General features: G+C 71.8%; 14 protein-coding genes and 1 tRNA gene. 7 read left to right on the forward strand and 8 right to left on the reverse strand.

Going from position 1 to position 15,094, the window contains the following annotated elements; genetic code table 11:
- Position 1: 1 nt before the first annotated feature.
- The 3 genes from QUE44_RS13355 to QUE44_RS13365 all read right to left on the reverse strand — a co-directional run bounded on the left by QUE44_RS13355 (position 2) and on the right by QUE44_RS13365 (position 2,433).
- Positions 2 to 664, reverse strand: coding sequence for a hypothetical protein (locus tag QUE44_RS13355; protein WP_286215168.1), 663 nt, complete (start codon positions 662 to 664; stop codon positions 2 to 4).
- 127 nt (positions 665 to 791) lie between these two features.
- Positions 792 to 950, reverse strand: a complete 159-nt coding sequence (locus QUE44_RS13360) for a DUF5679 domain-containing protein (protein ID WP_169746536.1) — start codon at positions 948 to 950, stop codon at positions 792 to 794.
- Positions 951 to 1,092: 142 nt separating this feature from the next.
- The gene (locus QUE44_RS13365; protein WP_286215172.1) at positions 1,093 to 2,433 is read right to left on the reverse strand and encodes a zinc-dependent metalloprotease; all 1,341 of its coding nucleotides are present in this window, start codon (positions 2,431 to 2,433) and stop codon (positions 1,093 to 1,095) included.
- Between the two features lie 129 nt (positions 2,434 to 2,562).
- On the opposite strand from QUE44_RS13365, the gene QUE44_RS13370 reads away from it, so the two are divergent.
- Entirely contained in the window at positions 2,563 to 3,648 is a 1,086-nt protein-coding gene (locus QUE44_RS13370) for a YlbL family protein (RefSeq protein WP_286215175.1), read from the forward strand.
- A gap of 130 nt (positions 3,649 to 3,778) precedes the next feature.
- Entirely contained in the window at positions 3,779 to 6,733 is a 2,955-nt protein-coding gene (locus QUE44_RS13375) for a UPF0182 family membrane protein (protein ID WP_425558030.1), read from the forward strand.
- Between the two features lie 72 nt (positions 6,734 to 6,805).
- Here the strand turns inward: QUE44_RS13375 and QUE44_RS13380 are convergent, their stop codons facing one another.
- Positions 6,806 to 7,423, reverse strand: coding sequence for a DUF4328 domain-containing protein (locus QUE44_RS13380; RefSeq protein WP_286215179.1), 618 nt, complete (start codon positions 7,421 to 7,423; stop codon positions 6,806 to 6,808).
- A 203-nt stretch (positions 7,424 to 7,626) separates the two neighbouring features.
- Here QUE44_RS13380 and QUE44_RS13385 point away from each other — a divergent pair.
- Positions 7,627 to 7,700, forward strand: a tRNA-Met gene (locus QUE44_RS13385).
- A gap of 213 nt (positions 7,701 to 7,913) precedes the next feature.
- On the opposite strand, the gene QUE44_RS13390 is transcribed toward QUE44_RS13385, so the two are convergent.
- Complete coding sequence (locus QUE44_RS13390) at positions 7,914 to 9,530, reverse strand: xylulokinase (RefSeq protein WP_286215181.1); 1,617 nt, start codon at positions 9,528 to 9,530, stop codon at positions 7,914 to 7,916.
- 152 nt (positions 9,531 to 9,682) lie between these two features.
- Here QUE44_RS13390 and QUE44_RS13395 point away from each other — a divergent pair, with 152 nt between their 5' ends.
- The 4 genes from QUE44_RS13395 to QUE44_RS13410 all read left to right on the forward strand — a co-directional run bounded on the left by QUE44_RS13395 (position 9,683) and on the right by QUE44_RS13410 (position 13,780).
- On the forward strand, positions 9,683 to 10,669 hold the full coding sequence (locus tag QUE44_RS13395; protein ID WP_286215183.1) for a patatin-like phospholipase family protein: 987 nt from the start codon (positions 9,683 to 9,685) through the stop codon (positions 10,667 to 10,669).
- Between the two features lie 111 nt (positions 10,670 to 10,780).
- Positions 10,781 to 12,226, forward strand: a complete 1,446-nt coding sequence (locus QUE44_RS13400; RefSeq protein WP_286215184.1) for an amino acid permease — start codon at positions 10,781 to 10,783, stop codon at positions 12,224 to 12,226.
- Positions 12,223 to 13,446, forward strand: a complete 1,224-nt coding sequence (locus QUE44_RS13405; protein WP_286215185.1) for an APC family permease — start codon at positions 12,223 to 12,225, stop codon at positions 13,444 to 13,446. The genes QUE44_RS13400 and QUE44_RS13405 overlap by 4 nt, the downstream gene beginning before the upstream one ends.
- Before the next feature lie 52 nt (positions 13,447 to 13,498).
- Positions 13,499 to 13,780: a DUF427 domain-containing protein gene (locus tag QUE44_RS13410; RefSeq protein ID WP_286215186.1), complete on the forward strand. Its 282-nt coding sequence runs from the start codon at positions 13,499 to 13,501 to the stop codon at positions 13,778 to 13,780.
- Between the two features lie 18 nt (positions 13,781 to 13,798).
- On the opposite strand, the gene QUE44_RS13415 is transcribed toward QUE44_RS13410, so the two are convergent.
- From QUE44_RS13415 to QUE44_RS13425, 3 genes are read right to left on the reverse strand one after another with little or no spacing between them, the layout of a single operon-like run.
- Positions 13,799 to 14,170 carry a FluC/FEX family fluoride channel gene (locus QUE44_RS13415; protein WP_286215188.1) on the reverse strand — a complete coding sequence of 124 codons (372 nt, stop codon included), beginning with the start codon at positions 14,168 to 14,170 and terminating at the stop codon, positions 13,799 to 13,801.
- Positions 14,167 to 14,517, reverse strand: coding sequence for a fluoride efflux transporter FluC (locus QUE44_RS13420; protein ID WP_286216780.1), 351 nt, complete (start codon positions 14,515 to 14,517; stop codon positions 14,167 to 14,169). Before QUE44_RS13420 ends, QUE44_RS13415 begins: the two co-directional genes overlap by 4 nt.
- Positions 14,518 to 14,575: 58 nt before the next feature.
- On the reverse strand, positions 14,576 to 15,067 hold the full coding sequence (locus tag QUE44_RS13425; protein ID WP_286215189.1) for a DUF2505 domain-containing protein: 492 nt from the start codon (positions 15,065 to 15,067) through the stop codon (positions 14,576 to 14,578).
- Between the last annotated feature and the right edge of the window lie 27 nt (positions 15,068 to 15,094).

A 15,094-nucleotide genomic window follows, 5' to 3' on the forward strand; every position in this document is an offset into this window, starting at 1 on the left:
CTCACGCCGCCCCGCACCCGCATTCGGGCCGCGCGGAGAGTCGCGTGCGCCGCGGCACTCCCGCCTCGATGCGCCACGCGCGCGCGGGCTGCCGCGCGATCAGCATCGCGAGGCTCGCGGCGGCCATCGCACCCGCCAGCGTCGCCGTGAGCGGATCGGTGGCGGGGTCCGTGGCCGCATGCAGCGCCGCAAGCGTGGGCCAGGCGGGATCGCGTTCCGTCCGCGCGACATCGAGGCACCGCAGGCACGGCGTGCGACCCGGGTCGACCGGGATGACAGCTGCACCTGCCTCGTCGACCAGGACCGCGACGTGCGGGCCGCCCAGCAGGAGCTCGTGGACCGTCCACGGCTCGACGGCGACGTACGCCACCACGACCTCTCCGTCGACGCGCCTCGACGTGTCGAGATCCACCCTGACGCGAGGATCCAGGTCGCTCACGAGGCGCGCCGCCCTGCGTGCCCTCGTGCCGCGCGCGAGCGCGGGGGTCGTGCCCGGGCCCGCGTCGCGGGGGTCGGGATCGACGAGGGACAGGCAGGCCACACCCGACCGCACCGCGGCCTCGGCGGCGCTCACCCCGATCGCGCCCAGGCCCCTGATGCGCACGTGCGCGCCCGCAAGGGATGCGACGGGGCGGAGACGCGCGCGCAAAATCTCCGGCTGCATGCGTCCACCGTCGCACGGGACCCGGCCACGGCATCGGCTGTCCACAGGCCGATCCGCGACGCATCCGGAATGCACACAGGGCCGGCACCCCAGTGGGGTGCCGGCCCTGTGCCGAACTCGTCTGGCGCTACGCCTTGCCGAGGATGCGGTTGAGCTTGGTGCCGCACACCGGGCAGGTGGCCTTCGCCATGCGACGACCGTTCTCCGAGACGACCACGTCGCCCTCGGTCTCGCGCTTCTCCTTGCACTTCACGCAGTAGAACTCGCCCGAGTACTTGTCAGCCATTCGGCTCTCCTTCTCTCGTAGGCGCGGCGGGACGCGCCGCACGTCTGCGGGCCACCGTGGGCCCTTGGTCCCCCAGCGTAGACGTGCGAGGCGCTTTTGCGCCCCTCGCGCCGCCGGTGTCGCGGGGAACTCCGTGAGCACACTACCCGTCGTCGGAGCCCAGAAGTCGCCTCAGCTCGCGATCGACGTCGTCGTCCTCGCCTCGAGACACGTATGCGTCGACCCAGGCCTGCCATGCGCCCAGGTCCTCGGAGGTCGGCAGGAGGTCGGGGTGCGACCACACGCCGTCGCGTCCCTCGGCTCCCAGGCGCGTGTGCAGCGCCGCCCACATCGCCGAGGCATCGCGCATGCGGCGCGGGCGCAGTTCGAGGTCGAGGAGGTTGGCGAAGGCGTCCTCGGCCGGCCCTCCCGCGGCGCGCCGACGGCGCATCATCTCGCGCAGCGCGCCCACCTCGGGCAGGTGCGGAGCAGCGGCCCTCAGCGTGACGTCGTCGACCCAGCCCTCGATGAGCGCGAGCAGCGTCTCGATCGACTCGAGGGTCGCGCTCTGCTCGGGGGTGTGCTGGGAGGCGAAGATTCCGCGGTTGAGTGCCTGCTGAAGGCGCGCGGGGTCGCCCATCCCCGCGTCGCGCACGGCCTCCTCGAGCGCCTCTAGGTCGATCGTGATGCCCTGCGCGTAGCGCTCGATGAGCGCGTGCAGCTGCCCCGGCAGCCACGGAGCGGCCGCGAACAGGCGCACGTGTGCCGCCTCGCGCAACGCGAGGAAGGTGCGCACCTCGTCCTCGTCGATCTCGAGGCCGCTGGCGAAGTCGGTGATCGCGCGCGGCACCAGCACCACGCGCGGCTCCGCGAGCAGCGGGATTCCCAGGTCCGTCGCGCCGAAGGCCTCGCGTGCCATCTCACCCGCGGCCTGACCCATGTGCATGCCACACACGGTGGGGCTCACCGATCGAATGAGGCCGCCCGCGTCGATTCCGGTGGGGGAGGGCTCCTCGAACTCGGAGGACCGCTCGAGCAGGCCGCTCAGCGCCTGCGACACGCTCACGGCCACGGGGCCGGCGAGGGTGCGCCACGTGGGAAGGGTCGCCTCAACCCATTCCGCACGGCTCCACACGCGCGGCTCGAGGCGCGTGGGATCGAAGTCAGTGACCGCGTCGAGCCAGAGCTCGGCGCGCGAGATCGCGGCGCGGTGGGCGTTGGCCTGGGCGGCGCTCACGCTCGGGTCGCCGCCCTGCGACGCCACGCCGCGCGCGACGTCGTGTGCCAGGGACCAGTTCACGTCTTCGCCCGCTGACTGCGTGACCAGGGCCCGGATCTGCCCCAGCACGTGCTCCATCATCGCGGGGCTCGCGGACAGCCCGGCGGATGCCGCGAGTGCATCGGGATCCATCCCCATCCGCGTGAGCTCCTCGAGGGCCGCCTCGGCATCATCCCCGAAGAGCTCCCGCAGCAGCCGCATCCATGGCGTCGACTCGTCGCTCACGCTCACTCCGTCCGCGCACGCCGCATGCGTGCTTCCACCACGGTAACGAAGGACGGCCCGCGGGTGCGGCAGCGTTCGCTACCAGCAATGCCGCACCCTGGCGCCCCGAGCATCGGCGACAATGGGACGGTGACGACTGCCGAGCCCACGTCCCCCGCATCGACGGAGCGCGCCACCACGACCCGCCGCGGCACCGTGATGTCCGTCGCGGGACTCGCGACCTCGGTCCTCATCGCGGCCCTCACGGTCGTGCCGTCGCCGTATGCGGTCGGCGGGGCGGGGCCCACGTTCGACACGCTCGGCGAGGCCGACGGGGTCCCGCTGGTGGAGATCTCCGGAGCGCCCACATTCGACTCGACGGGCGAGCTGCGGCTCACCACCGTCTCCGTGTCCCGGGCCGGCTCCCAGCCGTTCACGCTCGGGCGCGTGCTCGCCGCGTGGGCCTCGCCCCGGCAGTACGTGGTGCCCCAGGAGGAGGTCTTCGGGACCCCCGGCGAGGAGGAGGCGGCCGAGGAACAGGCGCAGGTCGACTGGATCACGTCGCAGGAGAGCGCGACGGTGTCGGCGCTCGAGGCGCTGGGTCATCCGGTTCCCGCGACGATGCTCGTGGCGGGGACCGCGGACGGGTCCCGCGCGGAGGGGCTGCTGCTCGAGGGTGACGTGATTGTCGCGATCGACGGCGGCGCCGTCGACACCTTCGACGAACTCGCCGAAGCCGTGGGCGCTCGCAGCCCGGGCGACGAGATCGCGGTGACGGTCGAGCGAGAGGGTGCCGAGGTCACCGAGACGTTCGCGACGCTCGACGACGACGGCGACGCGGTGATCGGCGTCTACGTGGATCCCACGTTCGACCTCCCCATCGACGTCACGGTGCAGATCGACTCGGTGGGAGGGCCGTCGGCCGGCCTGATGTTCTCGCTCGGGATCATGGACCGCCTGACCGAGGTCGACGAGCTCGCGGGCGCCCGCGTCGCGGGCACCGGCACGATCGACACCACGGGAGACGTGGGGCCGATCGGCGGAATCCGCATGAAGTTGTACGGCGCGGCCGATGCGGGAGCCGCCTGGTTCCTCGCGCCCATTGAGAACTGCGCGGACGTCCGCGGCAACATTCCCGACGGCCTGAACGTTGTGGCCGTCGACACCCTCGATGACGCATACGAGGCGATCACACGCATCGGGGCGGGCGACACCGCCGGCCTCCCCGGATGCTGACCATGGCAGGCGAGAGCCACCCCAACCCGAAGGACACCCCGTGACGTTCGACGACGACCGCCCCGCCCGGCCCGTGCGGCCCGCCCCGGTCCCTCAGCGCCGTTCGCCCCTGGCCATCACCGCGGTGGTCATGGGTGTGCTGGTGCTGGTGGGCATCGCCGTGGCCAATCTCTGGACGGAGGTGGCCTGGTACCAGCAGGTGGGCTTCACCGACGTCTGGCGCATCCAGTGGATCGCGCGGATCGTGCTGTTCCTGGGGGCCGGACTGCTCGCGGCGCTCGTGATCTGGCTCAACCTGTGGGTCGCGAAGCGCGTGCGTCCGGCCCGTACAGGAGGCCGCAGCCAGCTCGATCAGATGCGCGAGCAGATCGCGCCCCTCGAGAGGCTCGCGATGATCGCGCTGCCCGCCGTGATCGGCCTCGTCACCGGTCTCGCGGTGTCGTCGCAGTGGGAGACCGTGGTCGCCTGGATGAACCACGTGGAGTTCGGCGTCGAGGACCCGCAGTTCGGGCAGGACGTCTCGTTCTACGTGTTCACGCTGCCGCTGCTCAACCTCGTGGTGACCCTGGTGCTCACCCTGGCCGTGATCTCGACGCTCATCGCCGGGTTCGTTCACCTGCTCTACGGCGGCATCGCGGGCACGGGTCGCTCGTACGTGGCCTCGAAGGGCGCGCGCATCCAGCTCGCGGTGCTCGGCGCGATCGTCATGCTGTCGATCGCCGCGAACTACTGGCTCGACCGCTATGGCCTGCTGACCAAGTCGGGCGAGCGGTTCTACGGCGCCGCGTACACGGACGTCAACGCGATCCTGCCGTCGCGATCCATCCTCGCCGGCATCGCCGTGATCGTCGCGCTCGTCTTCCTCGTGGTGATCTGGCGTGGAGACTGGCGGATCCCCGCGATCGGAATCGGCCTCATGGTGCTCTCCGCCGTCGCGATCGGCGGCATCTACCCCGCGATCGTCCAGCGCTTCCAGGTCGCGCCCAACGAGCAGGAGTTCGAGGCGCCCTTCATCCAGCGCAACATCGACGCGACGCGCTTCGCGTACGGCATCGACGAGGTCGAGACCACGCCGTACCGCGCGACCACCGAGGCGGAGGCCGACGCCCTGCGCTCGGATGCGGACACCACCGCACAGATCCGCCTGCTCGACCCGAACATCGTCTCGCCCGCGTTCCAGCAGCTGCAGCAGAACAAGCAGTACTACAACTTCGCGGACCTGCTCAATGTGGACCGCTACGAGATCGACGGCGAGCTGCAGGACACCGTCATCGCGGTGCGCGAGCTCAACCTGGACGGCCTGGGCACCGAGAGCCGCAACTGGGTGAACGACCACACGGTCTTCACCCACGGCTTCGGCGTGGTGGCCGCGTATGGCAACCGCACCACGGTCGACGGCCAGCCCAGCTTCTTCGAGGGCGGCATCCCGTCGCGAGGCGAGCTCGGCGAGTACGAGCCGCGCATCTACTTCGGTCGGACGCTGCCCGACTACTCGATCGTGGGCGCCCCCGCCGGCACCGCGCCGTGGGAGCTCGACTTCCCCGACGACGACTCCGCGACGGGCCAGGTCAACACGACCTACACGGGCGACGGCGGCCCGAGCATCGGCTCGATGTTCGCCAAGCTGATGTACGCGATTCGCCTGGGCGAGGAGCAGATCCTCTTCTCCGATCGCGTCACGCCCGAGTCGCAGATCCTCTACTACCGCGACCCCGTGGAGCGCGTCTCTCGCGTCGCGCCGTACCTCGAGCTCGACGCGACCACATATCCCGCGGTGGTCGACGGCCGCGTGGTGTGGGTGGTCGATGGCTACACGACCACCGACCAGTTCCCGTACTCCGCGCCCATCTCCTCGGACACGCTGTTCGCGCGGCAGTCCGAGGTGCCGGTGACGGGCACGGTGCTCAACTACGTGCGCAACTCCGTCAAGGCCACCGTCGACGCCTACGACGGCACCGTGACGCTCTACGCGTGGGATGCCGAGGACCCGATCCTGCAGACCTGGCAGAACGTGTTCCCCACGTCACTCCAGCCGATGTCGGACATCAGCGGCGACCTCATGAGCCACCTGCGCTACCCCGAGGACCTGTTCTCGATCCAGCGCTTCCAGCTCACGCGCTATCACGTGACCGACGCATCGTCCTTCTACTCGGGCCAGGACTTCTGGCGCAGCCCCGCCGACCCGACGGATGACACGCGGCTGCAGCCGCCGTACTACCTCACGCTGCAGATGCCCGACCAGGAAGAGCCCTCGTTCTCGCTCACGAGCAACTTCATCCAGGGCGGCGATAACCCCCGCAACATCCTCACCGGCTATCTGGCGGTCAACTCGGAGACCGGGTCGACCGAGGGTCAAGTGGACGAGGACTACGGCACCCTCAGGCTCCTCGAGCTGCCGCGCGACACCACGATCCCCGGCCCCGGCCAGGTGCAGAACAACTTCAACTCGAATGCCGATGCCCAGGAGACGCTGAACCTCTTGCGTCAGGGCGAGACGGACGTGGTCAACGGCAACCTCCTCACGCTTCCGGTGGGCGGCGGCTTGCTCTACGTGCAGCCGGTATACGTGCAGTCGAAGGAGGGCACGCGCGTGCCGCTGCTGCGCAAGGTGTTCGTCTCGTTCGGCGACCAGGTGGGCTTTGCGGACACGCTGCCCGAGGCGCTCGACCAGGTGTTCGGTGCCGGCGCGGGCGAGGGTGCCGCGGGAAGCGATCCCGACGACGGCGTGGGCGCCGAGCCCGATCCCGACACGGGCGAGGAGCAGGAGCCGGACCCCGGCACGGGCACGGGTGGCGAGCTCGACCCCGCCGCGGAGGCCGCGCTGCGGGACGCGCTCGATCGCGCCAACCAGGCCATCCAGGACGGCGAGGCCGCGCTCGCGGAGGGCGACTTCGCCGCCTATGGCGAGGCGCAGGAGCGGCTCCAGGACGCGATCACCGACGCCCTCGAGGCGGAGGCGATCCTCGCGGGTGCCACGCCGAGCGGGGCGTCGGGCGAGGGCTCGTCGAGCCCGTCGGCAACTCCCTCGGCGGCCCCGTCCGCGACCGCGGAGGCCTCGCCCGAGCCGGAGATCGTCAGCCCCTAGCGAGCCTCGCCTCGACGTAGCGAGGGCCGCATCCCGGTGACGGGATGCGGCCCTCGTGGCTTGGGCGGTGGGTTAGGACTCGAGGTGGCGCTGCGTGGCCGAGCGGATGAACTGCACGAAGAACGCGAGCGAGATGAGGGTCAGCGCGAAGGACGCCCAGATGAGCGACGGGTACGCGTCGAGCAGCTCGGGACGGACCAGTTCGCCCGTGGTCAGGTCGACCGAGAACTGCGTCATCGCGGATGCCGCGCCGCCGACCATGCCCGACAAGAGCCACGGAAGCCACCAGCCGAGGAGCAGTCCGATCGACACCGCGCGGCCCGTGACCTTGCGTGCGCCCAGCGGCACCAGCACGGCGGAGGCCAGCGGGATGAACCAGCCCCACCACTCGACGGCGCCCATGCCCGGCTTGGTGCCGAGTGCCTCACGGTTGCGACGCATGCGGGTCATCCACAGGCCGTAGACGACGAACGACGCGATGAGGAGCGGGAGGCTCAGGAACGACACGAGCGTCCCCGCGCCGAAGGCGATCTCGCCGGTCTCCGCCGTGCGGCGGATCGCGTCGATGTCGCTCTGCGCGAAGACGGCCAAGAGCAGCGCGGTCACGGTGTACAGCGCGGCGACGATGATGAGCGCCTTCGCGAGTCCCTCGGGCTTCTCGAGCGGCACGCCGCTGCGATCGAACGGCACCGTGTAATCGGGGGAGTACGAGGGGGAGGCATCGCGCCGGGGATCATGCCGGGCGCGGCGGGGGGCTGAGGGGACGATGCCGCGGGCGGCGCGACATCGCCCGGACGGGCGGCGAAGGGATCGTTTTCGGTCATGCCCTCGACCTTAGCGAGACTGGGGCGATTAGGAGGTGAGGCGGGACCCATGTATGCTTATCAGGCCGACGCGGGGTGGAGCAGCTCGGTAGCTCGCCGGGCTCATAACCCGGAGGTCGCAGGTTCAAATCCTGTCCCCGCTACGAAAGCAAGGCCCGGACCATACGGTCCGGGCCTTTTGCTTTCCCCGGGGCGCGACCCTGCCCGTCGCTCGCCGCCCGGTTCGCTCCCGTGCACAAGTCACACATCTGGCGCCGGGTTTCGTGGGTTCGTGCGGGGTTGGCCCGCCACCGGTCGTCAGATGTGTGACTTGCGGAAGCGTGGGCGGGCGAACCGGTTCGCGCCCCCTCCGGCCCCTAGTGGATCGCCTCGACCGCGGCGCGCTCGATCGCGAGTCCGGCCACGTACTGCTCGAGGAAGGCAGCGTAGCCCGCGACATCGGCAGGGTCGGGCTGAGCGACGTCGAGCGCTGCGCCCGCGAAGACGCGCGTGCTCAGGTATGTGCCCAGGTCCTCGCCCTGCGTGGTGAGCGCGCCGGTGCGCACGTACTCAGCGAGCACAGCGATGCCCCACGCACCGCCCTCGGACGCGGTGTCGCCCACCGTGACCGGGGCGTCGATCGCCGCGGCGAGCAGGCGCTGCGCCACGCCCGCGGTGCGGAACATGCCGCCGTGCGCGAACATCGAGTCGAGCTCGACGCCCTCATCCGTGAGCACCTTCATGCCCACGCTGAGTGTGCCGAAGGCGCCGTAGAGCTGCGTGCGCATGAAGTTCGCGAGGGTGAGTCGGCTGCCCGGAGTGCGCACGACGAGCGGGCGGCCCTCCGCGAGCCCGGTGATCGGCTCCCCCGACAGGTAGTTGTAGGCCAGCAGCCCGCCGCCGTCGGCCTCACCCTGCAGGGCCGCGGTGAAAAGGGTCTCGAAGACGGCATCGGCGCCGCCCTCGACGCCAAGAGCCGAGGCGAACTCGGTGAACACCCCGGCCCACGCGCCCAACTCCGACGCGCCGTTGTTGCAGTGCACCATGGCCACCAGGTCGCCCGCCGGCGTGGTGACCAGGTCGAGCTCCTCGTGGACGCTCGCGAGCGGGCGCTCGAGCACCACCATCGCGAAGATCGACGTCCCGGCGCTGATGTTGCCCGTGCGCGGCGCGACCGCGTTGGTCGCGACCATGCCGGTTCCGGCGTCGCCCTCGGGCGGGCACACGGGGATGCCGGCCAGCAGCGTGCCGGTGGGGTCGAGCAGGGCCGCCCCCTCCGCGGTGAGGCGTCCCGCCTCCTGGCCCGCGACCAGCACCTCGGGCAGCAGGGCGGCGGCGTCGAGGCCGGGACGATGCGCGGCAACTAGCTCGCCGAACCGCGCCAGCATCGCGGCGTCGTAGTCGCGCGTCGCGGGGTCGATCGGGAACACGCCGGACGCGTCGCCCACGCCCAGTACCTTGCGGCCGGTGAGCCTCCAGTGGACGTAGCCCGCGAGAGTGGTGAGGAAGTCGAGGCACTCAACGTGCGGCTCGTCGTCCAGGATGGCCTGGTAGACGTGCGAGGCGGACCAGCGCAGCGGGAAGTTGAAGCCCAGTTCCCGCGTGAGCTCCGCCGCGGCGCGCTCCGTCGTGGTGTTGCGCCACGTGCGGAAGGGCACCAGCAGCTCGCCCTCGGAGTCGAACGCAAGGTAGCCGTGCATCATCGCGGACACGCCCAGCGCGCCCACGGTGGTGGGCCGGACGCCGTGCGCGGCCTCGACCGCGTCGAGCAGGTCCGCGACGCTCGCGCGCAGCCCCTCCCAGATCGCATCGATCGAGTAGGTCCACATGCGGTCGACGAACTCGTTCTCCCACGCGTGGCTGCCCGTCGCGATGACCGTGTGATCTGGGCCGATCAGGCACGCCTTGATGCGCGTCGAACCGAGCTCGATGCCGAGCGAGGTGTCCCCCGCCGTGATTGCCGCCACCAGGCCGGCCGCCTGCGCGTGAGTCATCGGGTCACCACTTCCTTGTCATGCGTCCGCACGGGCGGACGTCCGATGTGAACGTTCGACAAAACCATACGGGGTGCGGGCAGGAGACGCCGCATCCGAGGTCCCGGGTGCGCCTCGGACGCCCGCGGCGAGGGGCCGCTAGCCTTGCTCGTGTGACCTCAGGCGACCGCCCCCGCATTGCCCTCTCGCTCGGTAGCGGCGGCGCGCGCGGCTACGCGCACGTGGGCGTGATCGACGAGATCGAGGACCGCGGTTGGGAGGTCGTCGGCATCGCGGGAGCCTCGATGGGTGCGCTCGTGGGCGGCCTGTACGCCGCCGGGGGCCTGCCGGCCTACCGCGAGTGGATCGAGTCCATGTCGCGCCGGGACGTGCTGCGCATGATGGACCCGGCATTCAAGGGCGCCGGGGCCATCCGTGCGGACCGCATCATGCGCCGCATCGACGAGATCCTGGACGGCCGCCTCATCGAGGATCTCCCCGTGCCGTACACCGCCGTCGCGACCGACCTCATCGCGCAGGCCGAGGTGTGGTTCACCGAGGGACCCGTGGTCGACGCAATCCGCGCGTCGATCGCGATTCCGATGGTCATCACCCCTGTCCAGCGAGACGGGCGGCTGCTCGCCGACGGCGGCATCCTCAACCCCGTTCCCGTCATCCCTCTCGCCGCGGTGCGCGCGGACGCGGTGATCGCGGTCAACCTGTCGGGCAACTCGCGCGGCGGCAACGCCCCCGAGCCGCCGGTGGCTCCCGGACCGCCGCTCATGCGCCTGCCGCGGCTGCGCCTGCCGTCCCTCAACGTCGCCGAGCCGCGCCTGCTGAGCATGATGACGCACCGCCTGCGCGCCAAGGGCGAGCTGGGGGACGATGCCCTGGAACAGGTGCCCGTGGAGACGCACGGGCCGCCCGGAGCGGCGGCGGCGATCGAGGTGAGCACGCTCGACGTCATCGATCGCTCCCTCCAGACGCTCGAGAACACCGTCCAGCGCTATCGCCTCGCCGGCTATCCACCCGACGTCATGGTCAACGTGCCCGCGGACGCGTGCGGCACGCTCGACTTCCACCGCGGCACCGAGATGATCGACCTCGGCCGCACCCTCGCGCGCGAGGCGTTCGACGCCTGGGAGGGGGCTCCCGCGTGAGGACTGGCCGGCTCGGGACCTCCGGTCTGTTGCGGCGTCACGCGCGGGTCTACGCTGGCCTGCGGTGACGACGCGAGGGCGCCGGTCCACCGGTCAGCAGTTGGAGGAAACGTGACCTCGACCACCACCGCCACGACGACCCGCCGCGCGGGCATGCACTGGTGGCACGGGCGCACCGCGCTCCTCATCGCGTTCGCGTTCTCGGTCATGGCGGACCCCGTGTCCTCGGTGGCCTACGCGATCGAGGCCGCGCTGCGCGCGCTCGACGGCAACCTCACCCTCCTCATGCCCGCGATGAGCGCCGTGGTGCTCGTGGTCGCCCTGGTGGTCGCGAGCTATCACCAGCTCGTGGCGCGCTTCCCCGAGGGCGGCGGATCCGCGGCCGCCGCGGGCAAGGCCTTTGGCGAGGGCTATGCCTTCGTGCCCATGGGCGCGCTCATCGTGGACTTCGTGCTCACCATCGCGATCTCGGTGTCGGCGGGCTCGTCGGCGATCATTGCCTACGTGCCGGGACTCGCGCCCCACCGCCTCCTGCTCGCGCTCCTGCTGCTCGTCACCGTCGCGGGTCTCATGTGGTTCGGTCACCTGGGTCGGGCGATCTTCGCGCTCCTCACGCTCGCGTTCTTGGTGGTGGCGGTCGCGGTGCTCGCCCCCGTGCTCGGGCTCGACGCGGTCCCTGCCGAGCCGGTTGCCGGCCCCACCCACGGTGCGCCCCTTGCGGTCGCGCTCGCCTTCCCTGTGGCGATGGCGCTCGCGACGGGCGTCGAGGCGCCGTCGTCCGCGATCGCTCAACTCGGCCAGCTCGACGACGACGGCCGCCGCTCGTTTGGACGGTGGGCGCTGTGGCTCACTCTCGGCATCGTGGGAGCCCTCACGTTGTCCATCACCGCGGCGGTCGTGCATCTGGGAATCCAGGTGCCCCACGAGGACACGACACTCGTCGCGGAACTCGCGCGCGCGGCCGACACCCCCGCGGTCTTCGCCGCCTTCCAAGGCGCGACCGCGCTGCTCCTCCTGTCCGCGGCATCGTCCTCCTTCCAGGCCGGCCCCGGCCTTCTCAAGGCGCTCGCGCGCTCCGCGGACGGCACCTCGCGCCACGGCGTGCTGCCGGCGTTCCTCGGCCGCACGAACGTGCACCACGTCCCCGTCACCGGCGTGCTCGTCTTCCTCGCGGTCTCGGCCGCCGTCGTGGCGGCGGCCGGCGCGCGAGACCAGCGGCTGGTGATCTTCTACGCGGTCGCGGTGTTCGTGAGCTTCCTCATGGGACTGGTGGCGATGGCGACGTTCGCCCTCCGCGAGCGGCACCTGGGGTGGTTCGTGCTCAACGCGGTCGCGACTCTCGCGGTCGCCTTCACGCTGGTGGCCAACCTCACCAGGCCCGCCGCGATCGGCTCGCTCTCCGCGACGTTCGTGGTCGCGGGGGGCCTGTACTGGGCGTGGGTGCGCGCGGGCAGGCCGCGCGGCGCGGCGCTCGCGGTGGCCGAGGCCGAGGCGAGCGAGGCGGAGGTGGATGAGTTCGTCGAGGACGACCTCGATCCCGGCGCCGTCGCCCGATGACCGTGCGCGTCGTCGGGCTGCCCGGCGCCACCGCGATCGGCGCCGGAGCAATGCTCGGCGCGGGCGTGTTCGCCGTGTGGGGGCCCGCCTCTGCCCAGGCCGGCTCGCTGCTGGTCGTCGCGGTGGTGCTCGCAGGAGTCGCCGCGATGCTCAACGCGGGCTCGACCGCCCAACTCGCCGCCGTCTATCCCGTAGCTGGCGGCGCGTACGCGTACGGCCGCGCTGAGCTGGGCGCGTGGCCCGGCTTCGTGGCGGGAATCGGGTTCGTGGTCGGCAAGACCGCCTCGATCGCGGCGATAGGCCTCGCGATGGGCCACTACGTGTGGCCCGAGCGGCCCGCCGTGGTCGCGACGCTCGCGATCCTCGCGTCGTGGGCGCTCAACTCGCGAGGCATCACGCGCACGAGCGCGGCGGCAGTCGTGTTGGCCTCGCTCACGATCGGCGTGCTCGTGCTCGCCGTGGTCGCGAGTGGGGGCGCCGCGGCTCCGGCCGCACCGCTCGCGGCACCCGACGGCGCGCTCACCGGGGTGCTCGGCGCGGCCGCGCTCGTGTTCTTCGCCTTCGCGGGCTACGCGCGCATCGCGACGCTCGGCGAGGAGGTGGTGCGCCCCGCGGTCACCATTCCGCGCGCGATCGCGACCGCGCTCGGCACGGTGCTCGCGCTGTACCTCGCGCTCGCGCTCGCGCTGCCCGCGGCGTTGGGGGAGCGCCTTGTCACGTCCGACGCGCCCGTGGCCGATGCCGTGGCCGGGTCGTGGCTGCCGGCGCCGCTCGTGACGGTCGCGGCGATCGCGGCCGCCTTCGGGTCCCTGCTGGCGCTCACCGCGGGGCTCGGTCGTACCGCGATGGCGATGGCGCGAGAGGGGGACCTGCCGGGCGTCCTGTCGCGCACCTCGGGCGGCGTGCCGGTGCTCGCGGAGGGCCTCGCATGCCTCGCGGCCGTGGGTCTCGCGTGGCGCGGCGACCTCACGCTGGCGATCGCGATGTCGTCGTTCGCGGTGCTGCTCTACTATGCGGTCGCCGGAACCGCCGCGTTCAGGGCCGCGGGGGCTGGCCGTGTCGCGGGATGGCGCATGCCGCGTCCGCTCAGTGCGGTGGCCGTGGCCATCTGCGTGGCGCTCATGGCGTCGCTGCCCGGTGTCGCGGTGGCGTCCGCGGCGGCGCTGCTCGTGGCGGCCGCCGCCGTGAGGGCCATCGCCGTGCGCCGACCGAGGGAATAGTTCGGACCGCCATCATGGTTGACCCGTCACACATTCCGACGGGAGGATCGCCATGAAGGCACTCTGGAACGGCACGGTCATCGCCGAGTCCGAGGACACGGTGGTGGTCGAGGGCAACCACTACTTCCCCGCGGATGCGGTGCGTCCCGAGCACCTGCGCGCCTCGGAACTCACCTCGGTGTGCCCGTGGAAGGGCACCGCGGCCTACTACGACGTGGTGGTGGGGGACGAGGTCAATCGGGACGCGGCGTGGCACTACGACGAGCCCAAGGCGAGGGCCGAGCACATCCGCGGCAGGATCGCGTTCTGGCGCGGGGTCACGGTCGTTCCGTAGTCCCACGTGGCCGCGGCGTCACGCAACCGAGGCGGCCACCGCGTACGCGAGCCACGCGGCGCCCACGCCCAGGGTGAGCGTGAGGACGAGGTACGCGACCGCCGCGCGGGCGCGGCGATCCTTGGCGAGCACCACGACGTCCACCGCGAGCGAGGAGAGCGTCGACAGGCCTCCTGCCACGCCCGTGGCCAGGGCGAAGGTCCAACCCGGGGTGAGCAGGGCATCGTCCGCGAGGGCCATCACCGCCCCGACCAGCGCCGCGCCAAGGGCGTTGGCCGCGATCGTGGGCCAGGGGAACGTCTTCGCACGATCGAGCCAGCCGATCGAGAAGCGCAGGCACGCCCCCGCGCCGCATCCGAGGATGGCGGCCAGGTAGACCCACGCGCTCACTCGTTCTCCTCGACAAAGATCGCGTGCTCATCGACCGGGGTCGGTGGCTTGTCCCCTGCCCACCAGCCGAGCGCGGCCGCTGCGATCCCGGTCGCGATGGTCGCGACGAGCACCGCGAGCGCCAGGGAGGGACGTGCGCTTGTCGACCAGTGCAGGGCCGCGAAGGCCGAGAAGGTCGTGAAGCCGCCCAGGAAGCCCGGGCCGATCGCGGGAAACGCCCGCCACGGCCCGCGCGCCTGCGTGCGGGCCACCACGAAGCCCAGTGCGAGCGCGCCGAGCGCGTTGACCGCGAGCAGGTCCCATGGCACCGGGCCGGCGGTCGAGGGGAACGCCTCCATGACGCCGATGCGTGCCGCCCCCCGAGCGCCCCGCCCGCGAACACCAGGGCGAGCTGGGCGGCACGGGTCATCGAGTCAGCCAGGAGTCCGCGACGCTCAGCTGGTCCGTGAACGCGCGCTCGACGGCGCCGGCCACCGCGCGCTCGATCATGGGGCCCACGAGGGGGACGTTGGCGATCACGTCACCCGTCGCGAGCAGCTCCGTCGCGGCGCCGCGTGCGGTGATCCCGATCGCCCCCGAGACGTGGCCCGGCGCGCCGGCGATCTCGACGGCGAAGGTGCCCACGCGATCCGCATCGGTGAGCGGCTCCCAGACCTCGGTGTAGGTGACGGTGAGGTCCCGTCCCAGGAAGGACCGGAACTCGGCGGGAATCGATGTCGCGGGGACGCGCGCACGCAACACCACTGTCTCGGTGCCGTCCTCGCGCGCGTCGATGTCGACCTCTTGCGCCTCGGTGCCGAGCGCGGCCGCTCGCTCGCGAGCGAATGCCGGATCCGTGAGCATGGACGAGACGTCCGTGAGCGTGGCCTCGAAATCGTGCCTGTGTGTGATCTTCACCGGTGGAACCCCCTGGGCCCAGGCTAG

Source organism: Demequina sediminis, from assembly GCF_030296675.1.
Lineage (GTDB): Bacteria > Actinomycetota > Actinomycetes > Actinomycetales > Demequinaceae > Demequina > Demequina sediminis.

What these genes read in the sequence shown, in the direction of transcription:
- QUE44_RS13390 (WP_286215181.1), bottom strand. Translation starts at nt 9,530, where the DNA reads ATGACTCACGCGCAGGCGGCCGGCCTGGTGGCGGCAATCACGGCGGGG.
- QUE44_RS13360 (WP_169746536.1), bottom strand. Translation starts at nt 950, where the DNA reads ATGGCTGACAAGTACTCGGGCGAGTTCTACTGCGTGAAGTGCAAGGAG.
- QUE44_RS13375 (WP_425558030.1), top strand. Translation starts at nt 3,779, where the DNA reads ATGGGTGTGCTGGTGCTGGTGGGCATCGCCGTGGCCAATCTCTGGACG.
- QUE44_RS13410 (WP_286215186.1), top strand. Translation starts at nt 13,499, where the DNA reads ATGAAGGCACTCTGGAACGGCACGGTCATCGCCGAGTCCGAGGACACG.
- QUE44_RS13405 (WP_286215185.1), top strand. Translation starts at nt 12,223, where the DNA reads ATGACCGTGCGCGTCGTCGGGCTGCCCGGCGCCACCGCGATCGGCGCC.
- QUE44_RS13355 (WP_286215168.1), bottom strand. Translation starts at nt 664, where the DNA reads ATGCAGCCGGAGATTTTGCGCGCGCGTCTCCGCCCCGTCGCATCCCTT.